Source organism: Lapidilactobacillus bayanensis (genome assembly GCF_003946695.1).
Lineage (GTDB): Bacteria > Bacillota > Bacilli > Lactobacillales > Lactobacillaceae > Lapidilactobacillus > Lapidilactobacillus bayanensis.
The window spans coordinates 65,214-82,412 of record NZ_RHOX01000012.1 but is presented as its reverse complement, the minus strand read 5'-3'; the positions used below and the strand labels follow the sequence as shown (position 1 = coordinate 82,412).

Sequence of the window (17,199 nt, the reverse complement as noted above, 5' to 3'; positions counted from 1 at the left end):
AATACTGGAGTGAAGCCGCTTAGAGACAAATTCAATTTTATATTATTTCATCTGTCAACTTGACAGGGCATAGTGCATACAAACTATCTTCTTTTATTATGAATTCTTTTGGAATGCCCTGACTTTGCCGCAGATTAGAGAGTTTAGTAAAGAAACCGAAATCAGTCAGATTATTCACAGACTGCAGAATAAGCTTAAGACAACTTTTAGTGAATCAACCGCGCTACATATTGGCCTGTGGTTAAAAGTTAGCCGCACTCGAGTTAAATTAAACTACAATGTTAAGAACGAAGAATATGGCTTATTAATACAGGAAGCTTTTCAAGATCCTCTATATCGACAAGTTTTAGATGTTTATGCCAATGCACTCATTCAAGGATCCAGTAACAAGAATCTACGAAATTCTTTATATCTTTATTTGTTGATTATTTCACTATACATTGAGGATAGTCATAATAATTTAATCTTGAATCAATACGCTGATTGGCAAAATCCCTTTAATACGGTTAATCAACAATCCGAATGGATGTTTAACTACACCTTTGAACAAGAATGTATCACTGATACCATGATTCAAAATAAATTGCGGCAAACTTGGCAACCAATTTCCTTGCAATTATTTAATCAACATTACTTATTTAGAGGTAAAGTTGTTTTTAGTTTTATCGATTATCAAACGCACAAGGAAGACTCGCAAACAACAGTATTTGATCCGATTGTGGAACAATTAATTGATCATTCATTACAGGTCATTGACAAAACGCCAGTTAAAGATTATTCGCGTATAACCTACAGTAGCTTCTTTAATTCCTTCGTAACTTATGTTCAAAACTATGCTGGCCATAAAGTTTTAATTGGCTTCTATGTTAAACATGGCTATAGCTATACTTATGCACTAATCAATCAGTTCAATCAACAGATGGCTCTACCGATGAATTATCAAGTTGAAGCGGCGACACCTGATCAAGATTATGATTTATTGATCACTGATTCAATTTATTTCCTTGATAAATTCGGGTTCAAGAAGAGTTATATTTTGAACGACACATTATCGGAAACGGATTTAACCAATCTTCGACAAATTCTTCGCGAAAATAACTTTAATTCTTTTCACAAAAACAATTTAAAGACTAATCATAAATAATAACTTAGCCTGAAAAACGCATTCTCAAAATCAGATAACTTCGCTTAAATACAAAAAAGTCTAAATCCAAATTTGGATTTAGACTTTTTTCAGTTTAATGCTCATTCTCTAAACAAGTTTTGTTCATGAGCTAATAAATCATCTAAATGTTAAGCTTCTTTAGCAGCAATCAACTGTTCTAACACATTGGTTACACCGTATTCGTCATTGGAATCGGTGCGATAATTAGCATATTGGTCCATGTCAGCAGCGGCGTTGGCAACTAAGTAGCTATAATCAACATACGTTAACATTTCAACATCGTTATACATATCACCAAAGGCCATCATTTGTGCAGGGGTAATATTTAGCTTCTCACCCAAGATTGCCATTGCTTGGCCTTTATGAATGCCCTTATTCATCACGTCAATCCACTCTGGCCCACTAATCACAACCGAGTAATCAGTACCAAATTCTGGCGTAAAAACACGCTCGTTGCATTCTTGAGCATTACCATTTGGGAAGTAGACAGTATACTTGTCCGCTTTCACATCAACTGCATAAATATCATCAACAAATTTAATCTGAGTATAGAAGGTTTTCAAAGCCGCTTCATATTGCCGTGCTGAGCTTGGCACATAGGCTGCTTCCAACCCACAAATCACTGGGACTCCATCAGTTTCTTCAAGCGTGAAGCGGGTCATCTTCTGATAAGCTGTTGTTGTTAACAAGCTCATATGAATCACCTCACCGTGATAAACAATCACGCCTCCGTTATCACTGACAAAGGTCATCTTGGACTTTAAATCGCCAAAAATAGCTTCTAACGTATAAACTGGTCGACCACTGGCGATAGCAAACTCAACGCCTAGTTTTTGTAATTTATCGATATCATCAAAAAGTGTTGGTGGTAATTCATTTTTTTCAGTTAATAAGGTGTGATCCATATCACTGGCAACTAATTTAACATCTTTCATCTACGTGGCCTCATTTATCAGTATTTATAAAAGTAGCTTTATTAAAATTGTAACGAAAATAGTACTTGATTACCAGTTTTCTCAAACAGATTTCCTAGGTAACTAGTTAGTCGATCCCTGACTAACTTGATTCGTGGTAAAATTAAGGTGAACATAATAAATGATGAAATAGGTGAACATTGATGAAATTAACATTTGACTGTTATGGCACACTTTTAAATATGCAACCAATTGATGAGGTTATTGCCCGCCTTGCTCGTGATCAGCAGCTTGATTCCCAAATAGCAGTGGCAACCTATAATAGTTACGAAGACCGCCTCATGTATCAAGCTAAATTAACACCTTATGATAAATTAATCGCTGAAAATTTAAGTTATCTGGATTTAGAATTAACCGCAGACCATTGGTTCGTTAATCATCTTGATGATGTTCTAACCGCCTATCAACAACTGCAACCACATCCTGACGTGTTGCCAGCCTTTATGCAATTAAAGGCTCAGGGCCACCAACTTTATTTGATGTCCAACTCCGCACCAGAATTTATGCGCAATCACTTAGCCGCCCTTGATGATTTACCAGACGGTGTCTTATTGCCTAACGAAACTGGTTGTTACAAGCCAGACTTGCCGTTTTTTGAAATGGCAACGAAAAAGTGGCAGTTAACCAATGAAAATCACATTCACATTGCCAAAGGTTATTGGTGGGACATTGTACCGGCCACTCAATTGAATTGGCGTAAGATTTGGATTAATCGTGATCATAAAAACGGTCGCCAACGTGAACAACCTTATTCTGAGTTCACAGATCTGACCCCCGTCGTTGAATTACTAGCGAAACAACAATAAATTTGGGATGCTGCAAGTGTTGATTCGAGCCGAATACCAGCTTTCTTAGAAGTACTAAATCCTAAAACTACTTTGTCGCAGTTCTTCGTGCCTACGGGAAATGCGCTGGTGGAACGCTGTGGGCTCGACTTTAAGCCAAATAAATTTGTCTTAAAGCTCGGCCTTCTCGTAAGCGATAAATCGCTAACGAGAATTTCACAGCTGACCGCGATTTCCCTCCGGCACTGACGAAAGTGTGTTAGTGCAACTTATCTGCAAATTTGTACTCCTCAAAATTGGAACGTATTTAACCACTCGTCAACTCAGCGCTAGCGCAAAGGTTGCCCGCTCGCTTGTTTAGTGGTGGAAAATAAATACCGCTCAGTAGTGACATTAATGTTAGCAATTTATTGCTTACATTAAGGCTCGCATTTGAGACGATTTGTATTTCAATCGGCTCAAATTGACGCCCACTACGTTCCAGCGACAAGTATTTATTTTCCACCACGGCACCTCGCATGTTCCATAAGCAACCTTTGCATAAGCGCGAAGAAGTGCAATGCAACAGTTCTAGTTTCCACTACATTCAAGCGCGATTAACCACAATATAACAGTTCTATTTTTCAGTTTGCACCTAAAGTCTTTTCAAGATACTGGAGCACACCTTAGCTGTTATTATCGCCAGTTAACACATCAGCAACAGCTTTCACGTCTGCCTGCGCATTGGCCATGGCGACGCCGGTACCGACTTCGCGAACCATTTCCAAATCATTACCACCATCGCCAAAGGCACACATTTCTGACAAGTCAATGCCTAAGTGCGTACCTAATTCACTCAAACCAGCCGCCTTATGAACGCCCACCTGAATAACATCAATATCACCACGGCCGCTACTAGTCGGCTCTGCTAATCCCTGCAAATCTTCGCGCAACCGGGCAACGATTGTCTCTGTCTGATCATCAGGACAAGAAAGCGCAAACTTAATAATTTGATCATCAATTTCAGCAAAACAATCAACAAGCGTCAAACGATAATAATATTGGCGCGATAAAGTGATAAAATCTGGATCCGTTGTGTTCAAAGCATAGGCACTTTTTTGCCCGCAAACTAAAATTTTTAACTGTGGAATCAACGCCAGCTTTGCTAAGATTGCCGTGACTTGCTCGGATGTATAAGCATGTAGTGCATAAATTTGGTCAAGATCGCGAATGTAGGCGCCGTTTTCCGCAACGTAAATTGTGTTCGGATAGTCCGCAAAAAATGACTTTAATTGATAATATTGATTACCACTAGCCACAACCCAACGAATATTTTTGGCCAGCATTTGCTCGTGTAACTGGGCAAATTTCTCCTGATCATAACTTTTATCATCGCGTAAAAAGGTACCATCCATATCAGTCGCAAATAATTTAATCATTAAAAAATACCTCCTGTTTCGACATCGTGATCAAAAAGTTAGTCGTAAAAACTAACCGTGATTAATGACGATTACTACAAGAGGTATTTTAACGTATTTAAGAAGCTAACAAGGGACATTTTTAAAGGCTGGTGGTCGCAATTCTGTGATATTTAGCAAAAGTCTTGCGATAATCTGACGGCGTCTTACCCTTCCAATCTTTAAAATTACGATTGAAAGTTTTGCCGCTGGAAAAACCACATTGGTCAGCAATGTAATTGACACCGTGATTAGTCGCCAACAACAACTTGTGGGCATTCATTAACCGCACTAATCGAATATAACGGTTCACCGGCATTTGCAAATTTGCCTGAAACTGTTGATTAAGTGTGGTTAACGAGACATGAAATTTGGTCGCGAGCCCCTGACCAGTTAATGGCTCACGAGAAGATTGATTAATAAACATCATCACTTGATCAATTAATGGTTGATTACGATTGACTGAATTGGTTGTTAACGGCGTTGTAAAATGCTGCTGTAAGTCAAACAAAAGACCGTATAAATGTCCCAGAATGGCCAAACGATTCGCATCAGTCAACGGATTAATTAATAAGTCATGGATTGCTAGTAAGTGTTGTTGAATTGCCTGATAAGCAGTTGGCGCTAATTTTTCAGAGGCTTGACCAGCTAACGTTAAATGCCAATTCGCACTCTCAGAAATCTCGTTTAACAAGAAATCATCGTCAATAATCAACCCGAACTCGTGCCAATCTGTTCGCGGCGCACCGGTTGCACTATGAATAACGCGGTGATCAACGGCCCAAATATCGCCAGGATAATATTCTGTCGTCCGACCATCCGCCACAAATTTCAAAACAGCACCACTCACCAAACAATTTAACTCAATCTCTTGATGCCAATGAGGCGCCACATCAATTGGTCGCAGCGGGTCATTAACGTAATATTTAAAAGGTAGACGCGGAACGACTTGAATATTTTCGTGTTCAATCATTGCGCACAATCACCACCCTACTGGGAATTATTAACCTTAGCATAGCATGATTGCCTAATAAATAACATCGCAAAAATCAACTGATATTTTACAAATTGGGATTCCATAAATTGACTTAAATATTATGAATGCCGAATCCTAGAACTGTCTAGAATTATTATGATTGTGGTTCTTCGTGCCTGCGGGAAATACGCTGGTGGAACGCTACGAGTTTGGTTTGAGCTAAATTAAAATCAATTTATCTTGAATGTGAGCTCTATTGAAAGCGGCAAGCCCTAGAACTGTTATGATTGTGCTTCTTCGTGCCTACGGAAAATACGCTGGTGGAACGCTGCGAGCTTGGTTTGAGCCAAATCAAAAACAATTTGTCTCAAACGCAAGCTTTCTTGTAAATGGTAAACCATTGACAAGAATACCGCGGCTGACCGCGATTTCCCTCCGGCACTGACAAAAAAGCGTTAGTGCCGTCTTAACTGCAAATTTATACTTCTTAAAATTAAAAGGCAGTTCAACCACTCATCAATTCAGCGCTTGCGCAAAGGTTGCTATCTTGCTTGTTTAGTGAGGGAAAATAAATACCGCTCAGTGGTGAAATTGTTGTTAGTAATTTATTACTTACAAGACCTGACTTGGAGACAATTTTGCAAAAATTGGCTTCAAGCAGTGTCCACCACGTTCCAGCGAAAGTAATTATTTTCCCTCACGATACTCACTACACTCCATAAGCAACATTTGCGCAAGCGCGAAGAAGTACAAAATAATAGTTTTAGTCGGCACTACTTCCATACATAATATCTTTCGTTACCATATTAACGTGTTGCCTAAATTTAAGGACCACACCTTAATTCAGTCACGATCAGCTTCTTGACGTTGGGATTTCTTCCGTAATAAATATTGTTCCCGATCAAAGGGCGTAATATAAGTTACGGTGTAGTCAATTGCGCTAATTTGTGTGTATTCATAAACCTCACCAGTTTCGGCAAATGAGCGTGTGGTAATATTCATCGCTGGTTGGCCGTGTTTACACTGGAAAATCTTTTCTTCTTGGCGCGTTAGGACAGTCGGCGAATAACTGGTGATGCTGTGGGAAATTCGTAAGCCTGTCTCTTCAACAAATGCTTGAATGGAACCTTCAACTTCTGCTTGACTTAATTGCGGAAATAAATTGTACGGCATTTTCGATGTTTCAATTTGTTCAATTTTATAATTAACGATGCGAATACGTTGAAACGTCCAAATTAATTCCTGCTTAGGAATTTGAAAAATCCGCGCCTCTTCTGGCGTCGACGGTGCTAAATCGAGGCTTAACATCTTCGACGTGATTCGTTCATAAGGCGTTCGTGTTAAAGAATTAAAAATTAACTGATTTTTTTCAATATCATTGGCGACAAAGATTCCTGAACCTTGAACGGTTTTCACCACACCCATCTCTTGCAACAATTTAACTGCTGCTTGAATGGTATAACGGGAGACATGATAAACCTTGGCTAGCTTGCGTTGATCAGGTAACTTACCGGACGCAAATTGACGTTGATAAATTTTACTAATGAGATCTTGCACGATAAAATCACGTTTTTTCATAATATGATCACCTGATCAATATCTTACCATATCTATTATGGCGTCACGATAGTCCCATCAGGAATTCGACTTTGAGTCCATTCATGGGGCCGATAAACAATCGGATATTCAGCAGCGGCAATTTCATCAAAGTCAACGCCAATACCAGGACGATCAATTGGGTAGAAGAACCCACCCTTGGCTTCTGGTGTGTGTGTGAAAACCTTTTTAGTATTTTCAGGAACTGGTAAGTTTTCTTGAATGGCTGCATTGTGCAAGTGAATATTCAAGTGTGTGTTAACGGCGATTCCGATTGGTGTCATATCCGATGGCGTATGCCAAGCAATTCGTACACCCATGGCATCAGCAAAATGAGCAATTTTCAAGGCTGGGGTAATTCCGCCAACTTGCGAAATATGAATTCGTAAATAATCGATTTGGCGATTGGCAATTAAGACTTTCCATTCCATCGGATTATTAAACAATTCACCGGTAGCAATTGGTGTGGCTGTTTGCGCTCGCAATTGACTTAACCATTCATTCTGATCAGGTGCGAATAAATCTTCTAAGAAGAATAAATGATAAGGTTCAGCATCCTTAGCAAATTGAATCGCTTGATTAGGAAAGAGTCGCTCATGAACGTCGTGCAGCATTTGAAACTCACCCTGATATTTATCTTGAATCGCTTGAAACATTTTTAAAGTCGTACTCATATATTCATTTTGATCAAAATAAGTCCCGGGTAAAGGTGTCTCTGGTGTTTGCAAATGGGTCGGACTACCACCATAAAATCCCAGCTGACAGCGTAAATATTGGTAGCCTTCAGCCAGACGTTGATCAATTTGTTGATATAATTCCGGTAAGGTTTCGGCAACTGCGTGTGTATATGCCGGAATAGCTGTGCGCGATTGGCCACCTAACAACTCATATAGCGGCATATTGGCCAGTTTCCCTTTAATATCCCACAAGGCCATGTCAACGCCGGCAATCGCATTGTTAAGCACTGGTCCATTGCGCCAATAAGAATTGACTGACATTAATTGCCAAAGATCTTCAATTTGATTTGCATCTCGGCCCATTAATAATGGCTTCAAATAATGATCGACCATCGTTTTAACAGCGAGTGGTCGGAATTGAAACGTTGCGCAACCAACGCCGCTGACATCTTTGTCCGTTTCAACCTTGACCACAGTCAAATTGTGACGATCAGGCTTTAGCGTAAAACATTTAATATCCGTAATAATCGTAGGTTTCATGACGAGTCTCCTTTTTGTACAATCATATCTAAACATAACCGTTTTCAAAAAGTCAATTTGGACTGGTACATTGGTAAAAAAATGACTCAAAACCAGTCCAATTAAAAATTAATCATTTAAAAACGCCTATTTAACAGTATTTGTAAATCAAATAACAGTTGTAGGCTTGTTTTACAAGAAATTATTGTCATGCTATGATGGCTTTGCAGTAAACGTTTGCAGTCAATTCACCAAAGGAGAAGTCATTTATGAAACATGATGAAATTGCAACAGCGATCATCAAGAATGTTGGTGGTCGTGAAAACATTAATAATGCTTGGCATTGTATGACCCGCCTACGCTTTAATCTCAAGGATGAAAGCAAAGTTAATTATCAAGCCTTGGAAGATATTCCGAAAGTTGTCGGTGTCAAATATACTAATAAACAATTGCAAATCGTGATTGGTACTGACGTTGCCGACTATTTTGAACCGCTTGCTCAACAATTGGGGTTAGATGCAAGTAAACAGGATGATCAACAAAGCGCCGAACCAGCAGAGAAAAAGGGTATCGTTTCCCTATTCATGGATACTGTTTCTGGCGTCTTTGGTCCGTTGGTGCCCGCCATTGCCGGTGCTGGGATGATCAAAGGTTTAATGTCAGGCCTGGCCGCATTAAACGTCATTTCTGCAACAACACCAAGTTATCAAGTCATTGATATGTTAGCCAGCGGTGTTTTCACATTCTTGCCATTTTTCGTCGCCGCTTCTGCCGCTAAAATTTTCAAAACGAATCAATATTTAGCAATCGCTATTGCAGCAACTTTACAATATCCAACCATGACCGCTGCCGCCGCTGCTGGTAAAATCAGTCAGTTCATGTTATTCGGTATTATTCCCGTACCGGTCTTTAATTACGCTGGGACAATTATTCCCATTATCTTCGCCGTTCTCTTACTCAGCTACGTTTATCGTTGGGTTGACAAAATCCTACCAGAAGTCCTACGCACAGTCTTTACGCCAACCCTATCGCTATTCATTGCTGGTTTATTAACTTTAACTGTTATTGGCCCGATTGGAATTTATCTTGGTGATTGGTTAGGTGATGGTGTTGCTTGGTTATTCAAAGTTTCACCAGTCCTCGCCGGTATCATTGCTGGTGGGACGCGACCATTATTGATTTTCACTGGTCTACATCACGCCATGACGCCTGTTGCTTTGCAAAACTTTGCTAACTTAGGTTATGACCGTTTAATGCCAACGATGTTCATGGCAAACATGTCAATTGCTGGTGCAACAGCCGCCGTTTACTTCAAAGTTAATTCAAAAAAAGAAAAATCAATCATCGTTTCTTCAGTCCTTTCAGGATTACTTGGTATTACTGAACCAGCCTTGTTTGGTATCCTATCTAAATACAAAAAAGCATTCGTTGCTTCTTGCTGCGGTGCTGCAATTTCTTCAGCCTTCATCAGTTTCTTCGGCGTTCGTTTATACGGTTATATTCTTTCAAGTGTCTTCAGTATTCCTGCCTATATTGGTAAATACTTCGTTTGGGCAATGTTAGGAATTGTCATCGCCCTCGTTTCTTCATTCATTATTGCTTATGTCTTAGTTCCTGCTCAAGACGCAGAACCAGTCGATGTTAAACCTGATACCTTATCAGCAGTTGCTGACGGTGAATACTTGCCACTTGAAGACGTTAGCGATGATGTTTTCTCTACAAAAATGGTTGGTGCTGGTTATGCCCTCGAACCAAAAGATGGTAATATTTATTCACCAGTTACCGGTACGATTATTACAATTGCCAATACAAAACATGCGATTGGCATTAAAGCCGATAACGGTGCAGAAGTACTCGTGCATATGGGCTTAGACACCGTTGAACTTAACGGTAAACCATTCACGATTCTGGTTAACCCCGGCGACAAAGTTACGACCAATACTCAGTTAGCTCAAGTCGACTTAACTGCCATTAAAGCCGCTGGTAAAGAGACAACCATCATCGTTGTCATTACCAACAAAGAGCAAATTGAATCACTGCAACCGGCTAAAAATATTGAAGGTGCACTAAGACATGGTGATATTCTCGAAGAAGTACGTTTAGCCTAAAGCCATTAACCTTCTTACCCAATAACTCATCATCGTAAAACCAGCTGTTTTAAGAATGAAATCTTCTTAAAGATAACTGGTTTTTTAGTATCGTATTTTGTTGAAAAGGCAAACCCTAGAATTGTTATGTTGCACTGATTTGTGCCTGCGGGAAATGCGCTGGTGGAACGCTGTGGGCCTGGTTTGAGCCGAATAAAATACAACTTGTCTTAAATGTGATATTTGTTGTGAGTGACAAGTCCTCCAAAACTGTTATCTTGTGCTTCTCCGTGCCTGCGGTAAATACGCTGGTGGAACGCTGCGAGCATTGCGCGATTTCCCTTCGGCACTGACAAACGAGATATGGTGTGATTTAATCGCAAATTTGTGCTTCTAAAAATTGTAAGCTGTCTAACCACTCGTCAATTCGGCGCTTGCGTAAAGGTTGCCCTCTTGCTTGTTTAGTGGCGGCGAAGAAATACCGCTCAGTAGTGACATTAATGTTGGCAATTTATTGCCTACATTAATGCTCGCATTTGAGACGATTTGCACTTCAATCGGCTCAAATCGACGCCCACTACGTTCCAGCGAAAGTATTTCTTCACCGCCACGGTACCTCGCACGTTTCATATGCAACCTTTGCGCAAGCGCGATGAACCGCAAAATAACAGTTCTCGTTGCCACTATTTCAGCTAACGACGAGCACTAGATATTCTTTCGTCACCACCACAACACCACACACATGAGTTCGCAATTAGGATTCTTGTTCTTTAGACATGAATCAACTATGATAGTCAGTGAGAAAAAGATTTTAAAGAGAGCATAATGAAATTTAGAACTTTAGGTAAAACCGGTTTCAAAATCAGTGAAGTTTCATTAGGTACTTGGCAATTAGGCGGCAAATGGGGCGATCCTTTTGATGAAAAAGATGCCGCTGCCACCTTGGAAGCGGCCTACGAGTCTGGTGTTAATTATTTTGACACGGCGGATATTTATCAAGACGGTCAAAGTGAACACGCCGTGGGTGAATTTCTGAAAAAGCATCCTGATGTACACTACTCAACTAAAATGGGCCGCAAGCTAGAACCACATACACCTGCCAGTTACAGCAAAGAAAACTTGACGGCTTTTGTTGATAGTTCGTTACAAAACATGAACGTTGAATCATTAGATTTAGTTTTGCTACACTGCCCACCTACCAGTGTTTATTATGATCCAACCGTTTTTTGGACCCTAGATGAGTTGAAAAAGGCTGGAAAAATTCAAAATTATGGTGTGAGTGTTGAACGTGTCGAAGAAGCCGAAAAAGCACTGCAGTTTAATATCTCGGCGGTAGAGATTATTTTCAATATGTTCCGGCTGCGTCCGGCTGAACATTTCTTTGCTGAAGCTCAAGCAGCTAACGTGGGGATTTTAGCGCGTGTTCCTTTAGCTAGTGGTTTATTGAGTGGTAAGTACACAACAGCGACAACTTTTGGCAAAGCTGATCACCGTTCTTACAATCGCAATGGTGCAGCCTTCGATAAAGGCGAAACTTTCTCCGGTGTTGACTTTGCCACTGGTGTTAAAGCAGCCGACGAGTTAAAACAACGCCTAGGAACTGACAACTTGGCCGATTTGGCGTTGCGATATATTTTAATGTACGATGCTGTCTCCACCGTTATTCCTGGTGCTAGCAAACCTGAGCAGATTATTGCCAATGCTCAAGCCGCTGAATTGCCGGCCTTTACTGATCAACAACTAGCCATCGTTCAGGACGTTTATGACCAATATATTAAGAATCCAGTTGACTATTTGTGGTAAGCTTCCTCACTAAAAGATGAAAATTCTAGTTGCAAATAGAAATTCTGGTTGCAATTGACCAATGATCAAAAATTTGCTAGGCTAGCGATTAAACAATTAAATATGATTCACCACCGGGTGAAAGCAGTGTTTGTCGTACTCAATAGGTCCTTGAAGAGTACGACAAACACTGTTTTATTTTTTAGGAGGAAGTTTAATGACTTGGTTTTATTTAATTATTGCTGGTATTTTCGAGGTGACTTGGGCAACTACCATGAAATTAAGCCATGGTTTGACTAACTTATCGTATAGCCTAGCAACAATAGTGGGGTTGATTCTAAGCTTTTTATTTTTAGAGCTGGCAATCAAACATTTACCACTCAGCCTCGCCTATCCGATTTGGACAGGGATTGGTGCGGTTGGTTCAATTATCGTTGGTGTTGTTTTATTTAAAGATCAATTACCAACAATCACTTGGCTGTTTGTTGCGCTGCTCGTGATTGGCATTGTGGGCATTAAAGTCACTAGTGGTCACTAATCAAAGTCCAACCACGATTAAACAGTACCACTAAAAAGCAAGAGGTCGGGATAAAAATCCCGGCCTCTTGCTTTGGTGTTGTCGCGGAACGAAAACCTGAATGTCACTGCTTTAACGATGTCGTTTTAGTCGACTAAAACTCTGGTTAAACAAAATAGCCAGATTAATTAGCAAACTCAATGCAGTTTTTTGCCCAATTTTCATGATTTAATAGCAAATTTCAAGTCAATCTTTATCCGGATTCAATAACTTTTATTCGGATTCAAATAGTCTAATTGGGATATTTAAAATATTTTAATCGTGATCGCGTACTGTTTGGAAGTGATTATAAACGAGAGTCAGCACGACTAATAGAATGCAACAACTAATCGGAACAATAGGTGTCGTCGTCATGACCACGCTGATATTATTTAGCCAGTGTTTGGCCAGCGCATCGCTGGCAATCATGGTACCAGCCGTATAAACAATCAAGAGACCGCCAACCCAAACTATCAATGGGAACCGATTCATGACAGCTGCAATTATTTGACTGGCGAACACAACGATGGGAATACTAATCGCTAATCCGAATATAGCCAAAATCGGACGACCATCAGCTGCACCAGCGATTGCCAAAATGTTATCTAAACTCATGACGAAATCAGCGGCAATAATCGTCCCCACGGCACTTAATAAAGTTGTCCCACTTTTGACGTTCTCCGTATCATCGGTCGTGCCACCTTTTTTAACCAAATTAAAGGCGATGAAAAATAACAACACACCACCAATAATTTTAACAAACGGTAACGCTAGCAACTGCATCGCAATTAACATCAATAAAATTCGAAAAGTTATTGCACCACCTGTGCCAATAATAATTGCTTTAAACCGTTCATGGCCGAACAACTTACGAGTGGCCAGCGCAATCACCACCGCGTTGTCACCACTTAATACCAAATCCAAAAATATAATTGAAACTACTTTACCAATAAAATCGATTGGAAATCATCTGCCCTATCTCGTTAAATTAACTATAGTCTCTAGCTTACCACGATTGCCACTAAAAATTAACAGCAACATATTGAATCACAAATAATCAGCCACTTGCTTATGCACAGACAAACTATTTTTTGTTAATCAATTGTCGTGAATAACCTTTTAAAGCTAATCATCAGATGATTGAAAATGCGTCTGGCGTTCGGGACTGACCCAAACACCGCTACCATGTCCGAGAATCGTTTTAACAGCTACTGGAAAAGTGGTGGCAATTGTAACGGCATTAATTATCCAATAGAACAACATATAGAGTGGCGCAAACATGAAGTATTTCAACTTACGTCCGGAATCGTCAGCGATTAAACTGGCCGCTAGTTGGAAGACACCGGCAATCATTTCGAAACATACAAAGACGAAGGCCATGGTGAACATATGGTAAATTCGTTCATAATTGCCAGCTAGGCCATAGCGCAATAAATTGACGATAAAAACGAAGGAGGAAATCCAAAAGAAGAACGCCCAGATGATGCTCAAGCTTTGATCGATGAACATAATCGTCCGACCGATATCTTTAAACGGTCGACGCAGAACCGTTTTAAAATTAGTTAACCAAACTTCGGTTCCACCTTTGGCCCAGCGTTTACGTTGTCGATATAACATTTTCAAAGATTGAGGTACTTCCATAAAGAACATTATCTCCGGCGCAAACAATGACAACCAACCTTGTGCTTGATGATCCCAAGCAATGCTAATATCTTCAGTAGCACGATCTTGTCGGAATAGGCCAACATCCATTAATGCCTCTTTGCGATACATTGTGTTGGCGCCACTGTATGCATAAATCACACCCAGCACACCTTGTTGCGTTCGCTTGATAATCCCGACAATGCTAGAGAACTCAACCGTTTGTGACTTACCAATTAAGCGGCTGCGATTTTGCACATCCATATTGGCCGTCACTTCCACAACGCATCCGGTTCAGGAACTGTATCTGCGTCATTACTCAGAATTAATTTACCCTTGGCAAAACCAACACCGATATCAAATGCATGAGCTTTACCTTTGTTCTTCTCAATGTGCACCACGCGAAGATTCGGATAAGTGGTCATTAACGCACTGAGAATTTCTGGCGTCGTATCAGTTGAGCCATCATCCAGCACGAGCACTTCATAATTGTGGTAATTGAGCTGTGTCATTAAATAATTGATGGTCTTAGCAATGACGACTTCTTCATTATGCACAGGAATCATAATCGTGATCAACGGTTCAATTTCTTCAGGAATTTCAATCCAATCCGGTTGACGATGCTTGAAGACCAGCTTGTAGCAAATAACACCGACAAACCAAGTAAAGCCACCAAGAATGGGATAAGTAATCAAGATTAGCAAGACAATCGTCAAAAAGATATCTAGCGCAGGCAAGCCAGTATGAAACATCTTAATCATAGTGCCACCTCATATTTCTGATAGAGGTCTTTAACCGTACTAACTTCTAAATTCTGCACTGCCTTGATAGAGTAGAACCGCACCGACTCTCGAAATTCTTGAACACCAAAACGCTCATCATAAAAATCTCCTAACACGCGCCGACGAACAACTAGTCGCGTCTCGTCGTGTAAAACTTCTTTAGAAATTAAATGTTTAAAACGATGGTTGTTACGAATCGTTAAGCTAACTGAGAAAATAGTCACCAATCCAACGGCAATTAATAAAAACCAATGCAAGAATTTAAAAGTAAACAGCTCCTCAAAATAAGTACGGAAATTTAAATGAACTGCCCACTCCGGCATAACGAATGGCAGCGCCAACCACACAAACGGTAAAATAACAACTAACCAGGCTAACACCGCCAAAATACTTTGCCAAATCGTTAAAATCCAATGACCGGATTCGAAATACTGATCGCTAACTAAACGCCGACTAACTTCCTGCCGCGTAACTTGATGTTTCTTTTTCAAATGCCACATCTTCCTTTACAAAGTTAATAAAATTATCATAGTGGGATTAATGTATACATTCAATAATATAATTGTATGGAATACAATAAACAGTGTGAGCGACGACAGTGTGAGCAGTGACGGGTTGTCTTCGTAGACTAAACACAATTAATGACTAATTTGGCATAAATTTACTCGACGTCAACTCAAGCATAGCAGTCAGCAGCGAGCAACTCATTTAAAATATGCGGCGCAACGAATTGACTTCGCCAACCAGCTCAGTTAAACTGAATTTCATCTTTGAGACACAAGCAATTTAGGAGGTGGCGGTAAATGCCAATTAGTCAATACGACGAGGGTTCGCTAACTTGGCGGCCGAATAAGGAACAATTAAAACGACCGATTTATCGTTCACTAATCAAACAATTAGAGAAGGACATTTTAGCTGGTCGCATTTCCAAGAATACTCGCCTACCGTCACAGCGCGAGTTAGCTGACTTTTTAGATATTAATTTTACAACGGTCGGTCAAGCCTATCATTATGGGATCGAAAAAGGCATCCTTTACACGAACATTGGTAGTGGGACCTACGTTTCGCAGAATGCCTTGCATCATATTACAATCTCTACCAATAATGTCGCCGATTATGTGATTGACTTCGGACTGGTTAGTTCTTTTGAAGCCTGCAATCAATATATCGTGCCCCATTTACAGGCGGTTAGCCGTAGTAAGTATGTACTTAACCTATTGAATTATCGCGAACCTCTTGGCAGTCCTGAGCAACTAAAAACAGCCCAACACTGGTTGAGGCAGCAAAGAATTACAACGCCAATTAAAAATATTGCTTTAGTTGCTGGTGTGCAAAATGGGATCGCCATTACTTTGGCTGCTATTTTTGCTCCTGGCGATCGAATCGCAACGGACCGTTACACCTATGCCAATTTTATTGAGCTGGCCAATCTCTTCCATTTAGAAATCGTTCCAATTGATGCCGATGAAGAAGGAATGCGTCCTGACCTCTTAGCAATGGAATGCAAAAAGAAAAAAATCAACGGTATCTTCTTAATGCCGTCCTGTAATAATCCCACCGGGCAACAAATCAGTGAACAACGGCGCTACGAATTGGCCGCAATAATTCGCCATGAAAAACTATGGGTGCTGGAAGATGACATTCACGCTTTCTTAACGAATTATTTTCAACCGGAAATTCTGCCACCCTTTCAAGCAATCTTGCCTGAACAAACGATTTACTTCGCCGGGATGACGAAATTTCTCTGTTCCGGTTTGCGGATTGCTTATTTGGTCATGCCTGAGGCAATTCGACCGCAACTCGAACATAGCGTCTTTAACATTAACGTTAAGACCTCAAGCTTTGACGCCGAAGTCCTGACCCAAGTCATTAATTCACCAACCGCCGCCAAAATTCTTACTGAAAAATTCACCATGACGCGTGACGCTAATAAATTATTCGACGACTTTTTTCAACTTCCCCGACCAAGCAATCCCTATCCTTATTACCGCAATATTCCCGTGCGCACGACGTTTAGCCAACAACAAATCGAACAAGACTTCTTAAATAAAGGTGTGCGTGTTTTTCACTCTGCTCGCTTCACCACCCAGCAACAAGCTGACCCGTTCATTCGCATCGCCCTATCTTCAACCAACCTCGGCGTACTGGACAAGGGGTTACAAATCATCAAAGATAATATTGCCTGCTATTTACGAGAAGATTAGATGACACCTTGACAAAAAT

15 protein-coding genes and 1 pseudogene are annotated in these 17,199 nt (G+C 40.3%); 6 read left to right on the top strand and 10 right to left on the bottom strand.

Translation table 11 applies throughout. The features are described 5' to 3' along the window. Positions 1 to 124 precede the first annotated feature (124 nt). The gene (locus EKM65_RS06180) at positions 125 to 1,144 is read left to right on the top strand and encodes a hypothetical protein (protein WP_125606708.1); all 1,020 of its coding nucleotides are present in this window, start codon (positions 125 to 127) and stop codon (positions 1,142 to 1,144) included. Positions 1,145 to 1,293: 149 nt separating this feature from the next. Here the strand turns inward: EKM65_RS06180 and EKM65_RS06175 are convergent, their stop codons facing one another. Next, entirely contained in the window at positions 1,294 to 2,100 is an 807-nt protein-coding gene (locus EKM65_RS06175; RefSeq protein ID WP_125606706.1) for an HAD family hydrolase, read from the bottom strand. Positions 2,101 to 2,282: 182 nt separating this feature from the next. Here EKM65_RS06175 and EKM65_RS06170 point away from each other — a divergent pair, with 182 nt between their 5' ends. After that, on the top strand, positions 2,283 to 2,945 hold the full coding sequence (locus tag EKM65_RS06170) for an HAD family hydrolase (protein WP_125606704.1): 663 nt from the start codon (positions 2,283 to 2,285) through the stop codon (positions 2,943 to 2,945). A gap of 286 nt (positions 2,946 to 3,231) precedes the next feature. Here the strand turns inward: EKM65_RS06170 and EKM65_RS06165 are convergent, their stop codons facing one another. The 5 genes from EKM65_RS06165 to EKM65_RS06145 all read right to left on the bottom strand — a co-directional run bounded on the left by EKM65_RS06165 (position 3,232) and on the right by EKM65_RS06145 (position 8,149). Beyond that, positions 3,232 to 3,429 (bottom strand): hypothetical protein, encoded by a 198-nt coding sequence (locus EKM65_RS06165; protein WP_125606702.1) that lies wholly within the window; start codon positions 3,427 to 3,429, stop codon positions 3,232 to 3,234. A 160-nt stretch (positions 3,430 to 3,589) separates the two neighbouring features. Further along, on the bottom strand, positions 3,590 to 4,342 hold the full coding sequence (locus EKM65_RS06160; RefSeq protein ID WP_125606700.1) for a Cof-type HAD-IIB family hydrolase: 753 nt from the start codon (positions 4,340 to 4,342) through the stop codon (positions 3,590 to 3,592). A gap of 121 nt (positions 4,343 to 4,463) precedes the next feature. Beyond that, a complete protein-coding gene (locus tag EKM65_RS06155) occupies positions 4,464 to 5,333 on the bottom strand; it encodes a helix-turn-helix domain-containing protein (protein ID WP_125606698.1) in 870 nt (289 codons plus the stop codon). 846 nt (positions 5,334 to 6,179) lie between these two features. Beyond that, on the bottom strand, positions 6,180 to 6,914 hold the full coding sequence (locus EKM65_RS06150; RefSeq protein WP_125606696.1) for a GntR family transcriptional regulator: 735 nt from the start codon (positions 6,912 to 6,914) through the stop codon (positions 6,180 to 6,182). Between the two features lie 35 nt (positions 6,915 to 6,949). Further along, positions 6,950 to 8,149, bottom strand: coding sequence for an enolase C-terminal domain-like protein (locus tag EKM65_RS06145; protein ID WP_125606694.1), 1,200 nt, complete (start codon positions 8,147 to 8,149; stop codon positions 6,950 to 6,952). Positions 8,150 to 8,397: 248 nt separating this feature from the next. Between EKM65_RS06145 and EKM65_RS06140 the strand changes: the two genes are divergently transcribed. Then, the gene (locus EKM65_RS06140) at positions 8,398 to 10,236 is read left to right on the top strand and encodes a glucose PTS transporter subunit IIA (protein ID WP_125606692.1); all 1,839 of its coding nucleotides are present in this window, start codon (positions 8,398 to 8,400) and stop codon (positions 10,234 to 10,236) included. Positions 10,237 to 10,626: 390 nt separating this feature from the next. Here the strand turns inward: EKM65_RS06140 and EKM65_RS06135 are convergent, their stop codons facing one another. Beyond that, the gene (locus EKM65_RS06135; RefSeq protein WP_125606690.1) at positions 10,627 to 10,845 is read right to left on the bottom strand and encodes a hypothetical protein; all 219 of its coding nucleotides are present in this window, start codon (positions 10,843 to 10,845) and stop codon (positions 10,627 to 10,629) included. 195 nt (positions 10,846 to 11,040) lie between these two features. Here EKM65_RS06135 and EKM65_RS06130 point away from each other — a divergent pair, with 195 nt between their 5' ends. Together EKM65_RS06130 and EKM65_RS06125 are read left to right on the top strand one after the other, a co-directional pair. Further along, positions 11,041 to 12,018 carry an aldo/keto reductase gene (locus EKM65_RS06130; protein WP_191987317.1) on the top strand — a complete coding sequence of 326 codons (978 nt, stop codon included), beginning with the start codon at positions 11,041 to 11,043 and terminating at the stop codon, positions 12,016 to 12,018. Between the two features lie 196 nt (positions 12,019 to 12,214). Continuing rightward, positions 12,215 to 12,535 carry a DMT family transporter gene (locus EKM65_RS06125; protein ID WP_125606686.1) on the top strand — a complete coding sequence of 107 codons (321 nt, stop codon included), beginning with the start codon at positions 12,215 to 12,217 and terminating at the stop codon, positions 12,533 to 12,535. Positions 12,536 to 12,829: 294 nt separating this feature from the next. Here EKM65_RS06125 and EKM65_RS06120 read toward each other — a convergent pair whose 3' ends face one another. From EKM65_RS06120 to EKM65_RS06110, 3 genes and pseudogenes are all read right to left on the bottom strand, one after another. Then, the gene (locus EKM65_RS06120; RefSeq protein ID WP_225420422.1) at positions 12,830 to 13,483 is read right to left on the bottom strand and encodes a TerC family protein; all 654 of its coding nucleotides are present in this window, start codon (positions 13,481 to 13,483) and stop codon (positions 12,830 to 12,832) included. Between the two features lie 195 nt (positions 13,484 to 13,678). Continuing rightward, a pseudogene (locus EKM65_RS06115) lies at positions 13,679 to 14,955 on the bottom strand (glycosyltransferase). Then, the gene (locus EKM65_RS06110; protein ID WP_225420421.1) at positions 14,952 to 15,467 is read right to left on the bottom strand and encodes a hypothetical protein; all 516 of its coding nucleotides are present in this window, start codon (positions 15,465 to 15,467) and stop codon (positions 14,952 to 14,954) included. Before EKM65_RS06110 ends, EKM65_RS06115 begins: the two are co-directional and overlap by 4 nt. Positions 15,468 to 15,779: 312 nt before the next feature. Between EKM65_RS06110 and EKM65_RS06105 the strand changes: the two genes are divergently transcribed. After that, positions 15,780 to 17,180, top strand: coding sequence for an aminotransferase-like domain-containing protein (locus tag EKM65_RS06105; RefSeq protein ID WP_125606680.1), 1,401 nt, complete (start codon positions 15,780 to 15,782; stop codon positions 17,178 to 17,180). Positions 17,181 to 17,199: the final 19 nt, after the last annotated feature.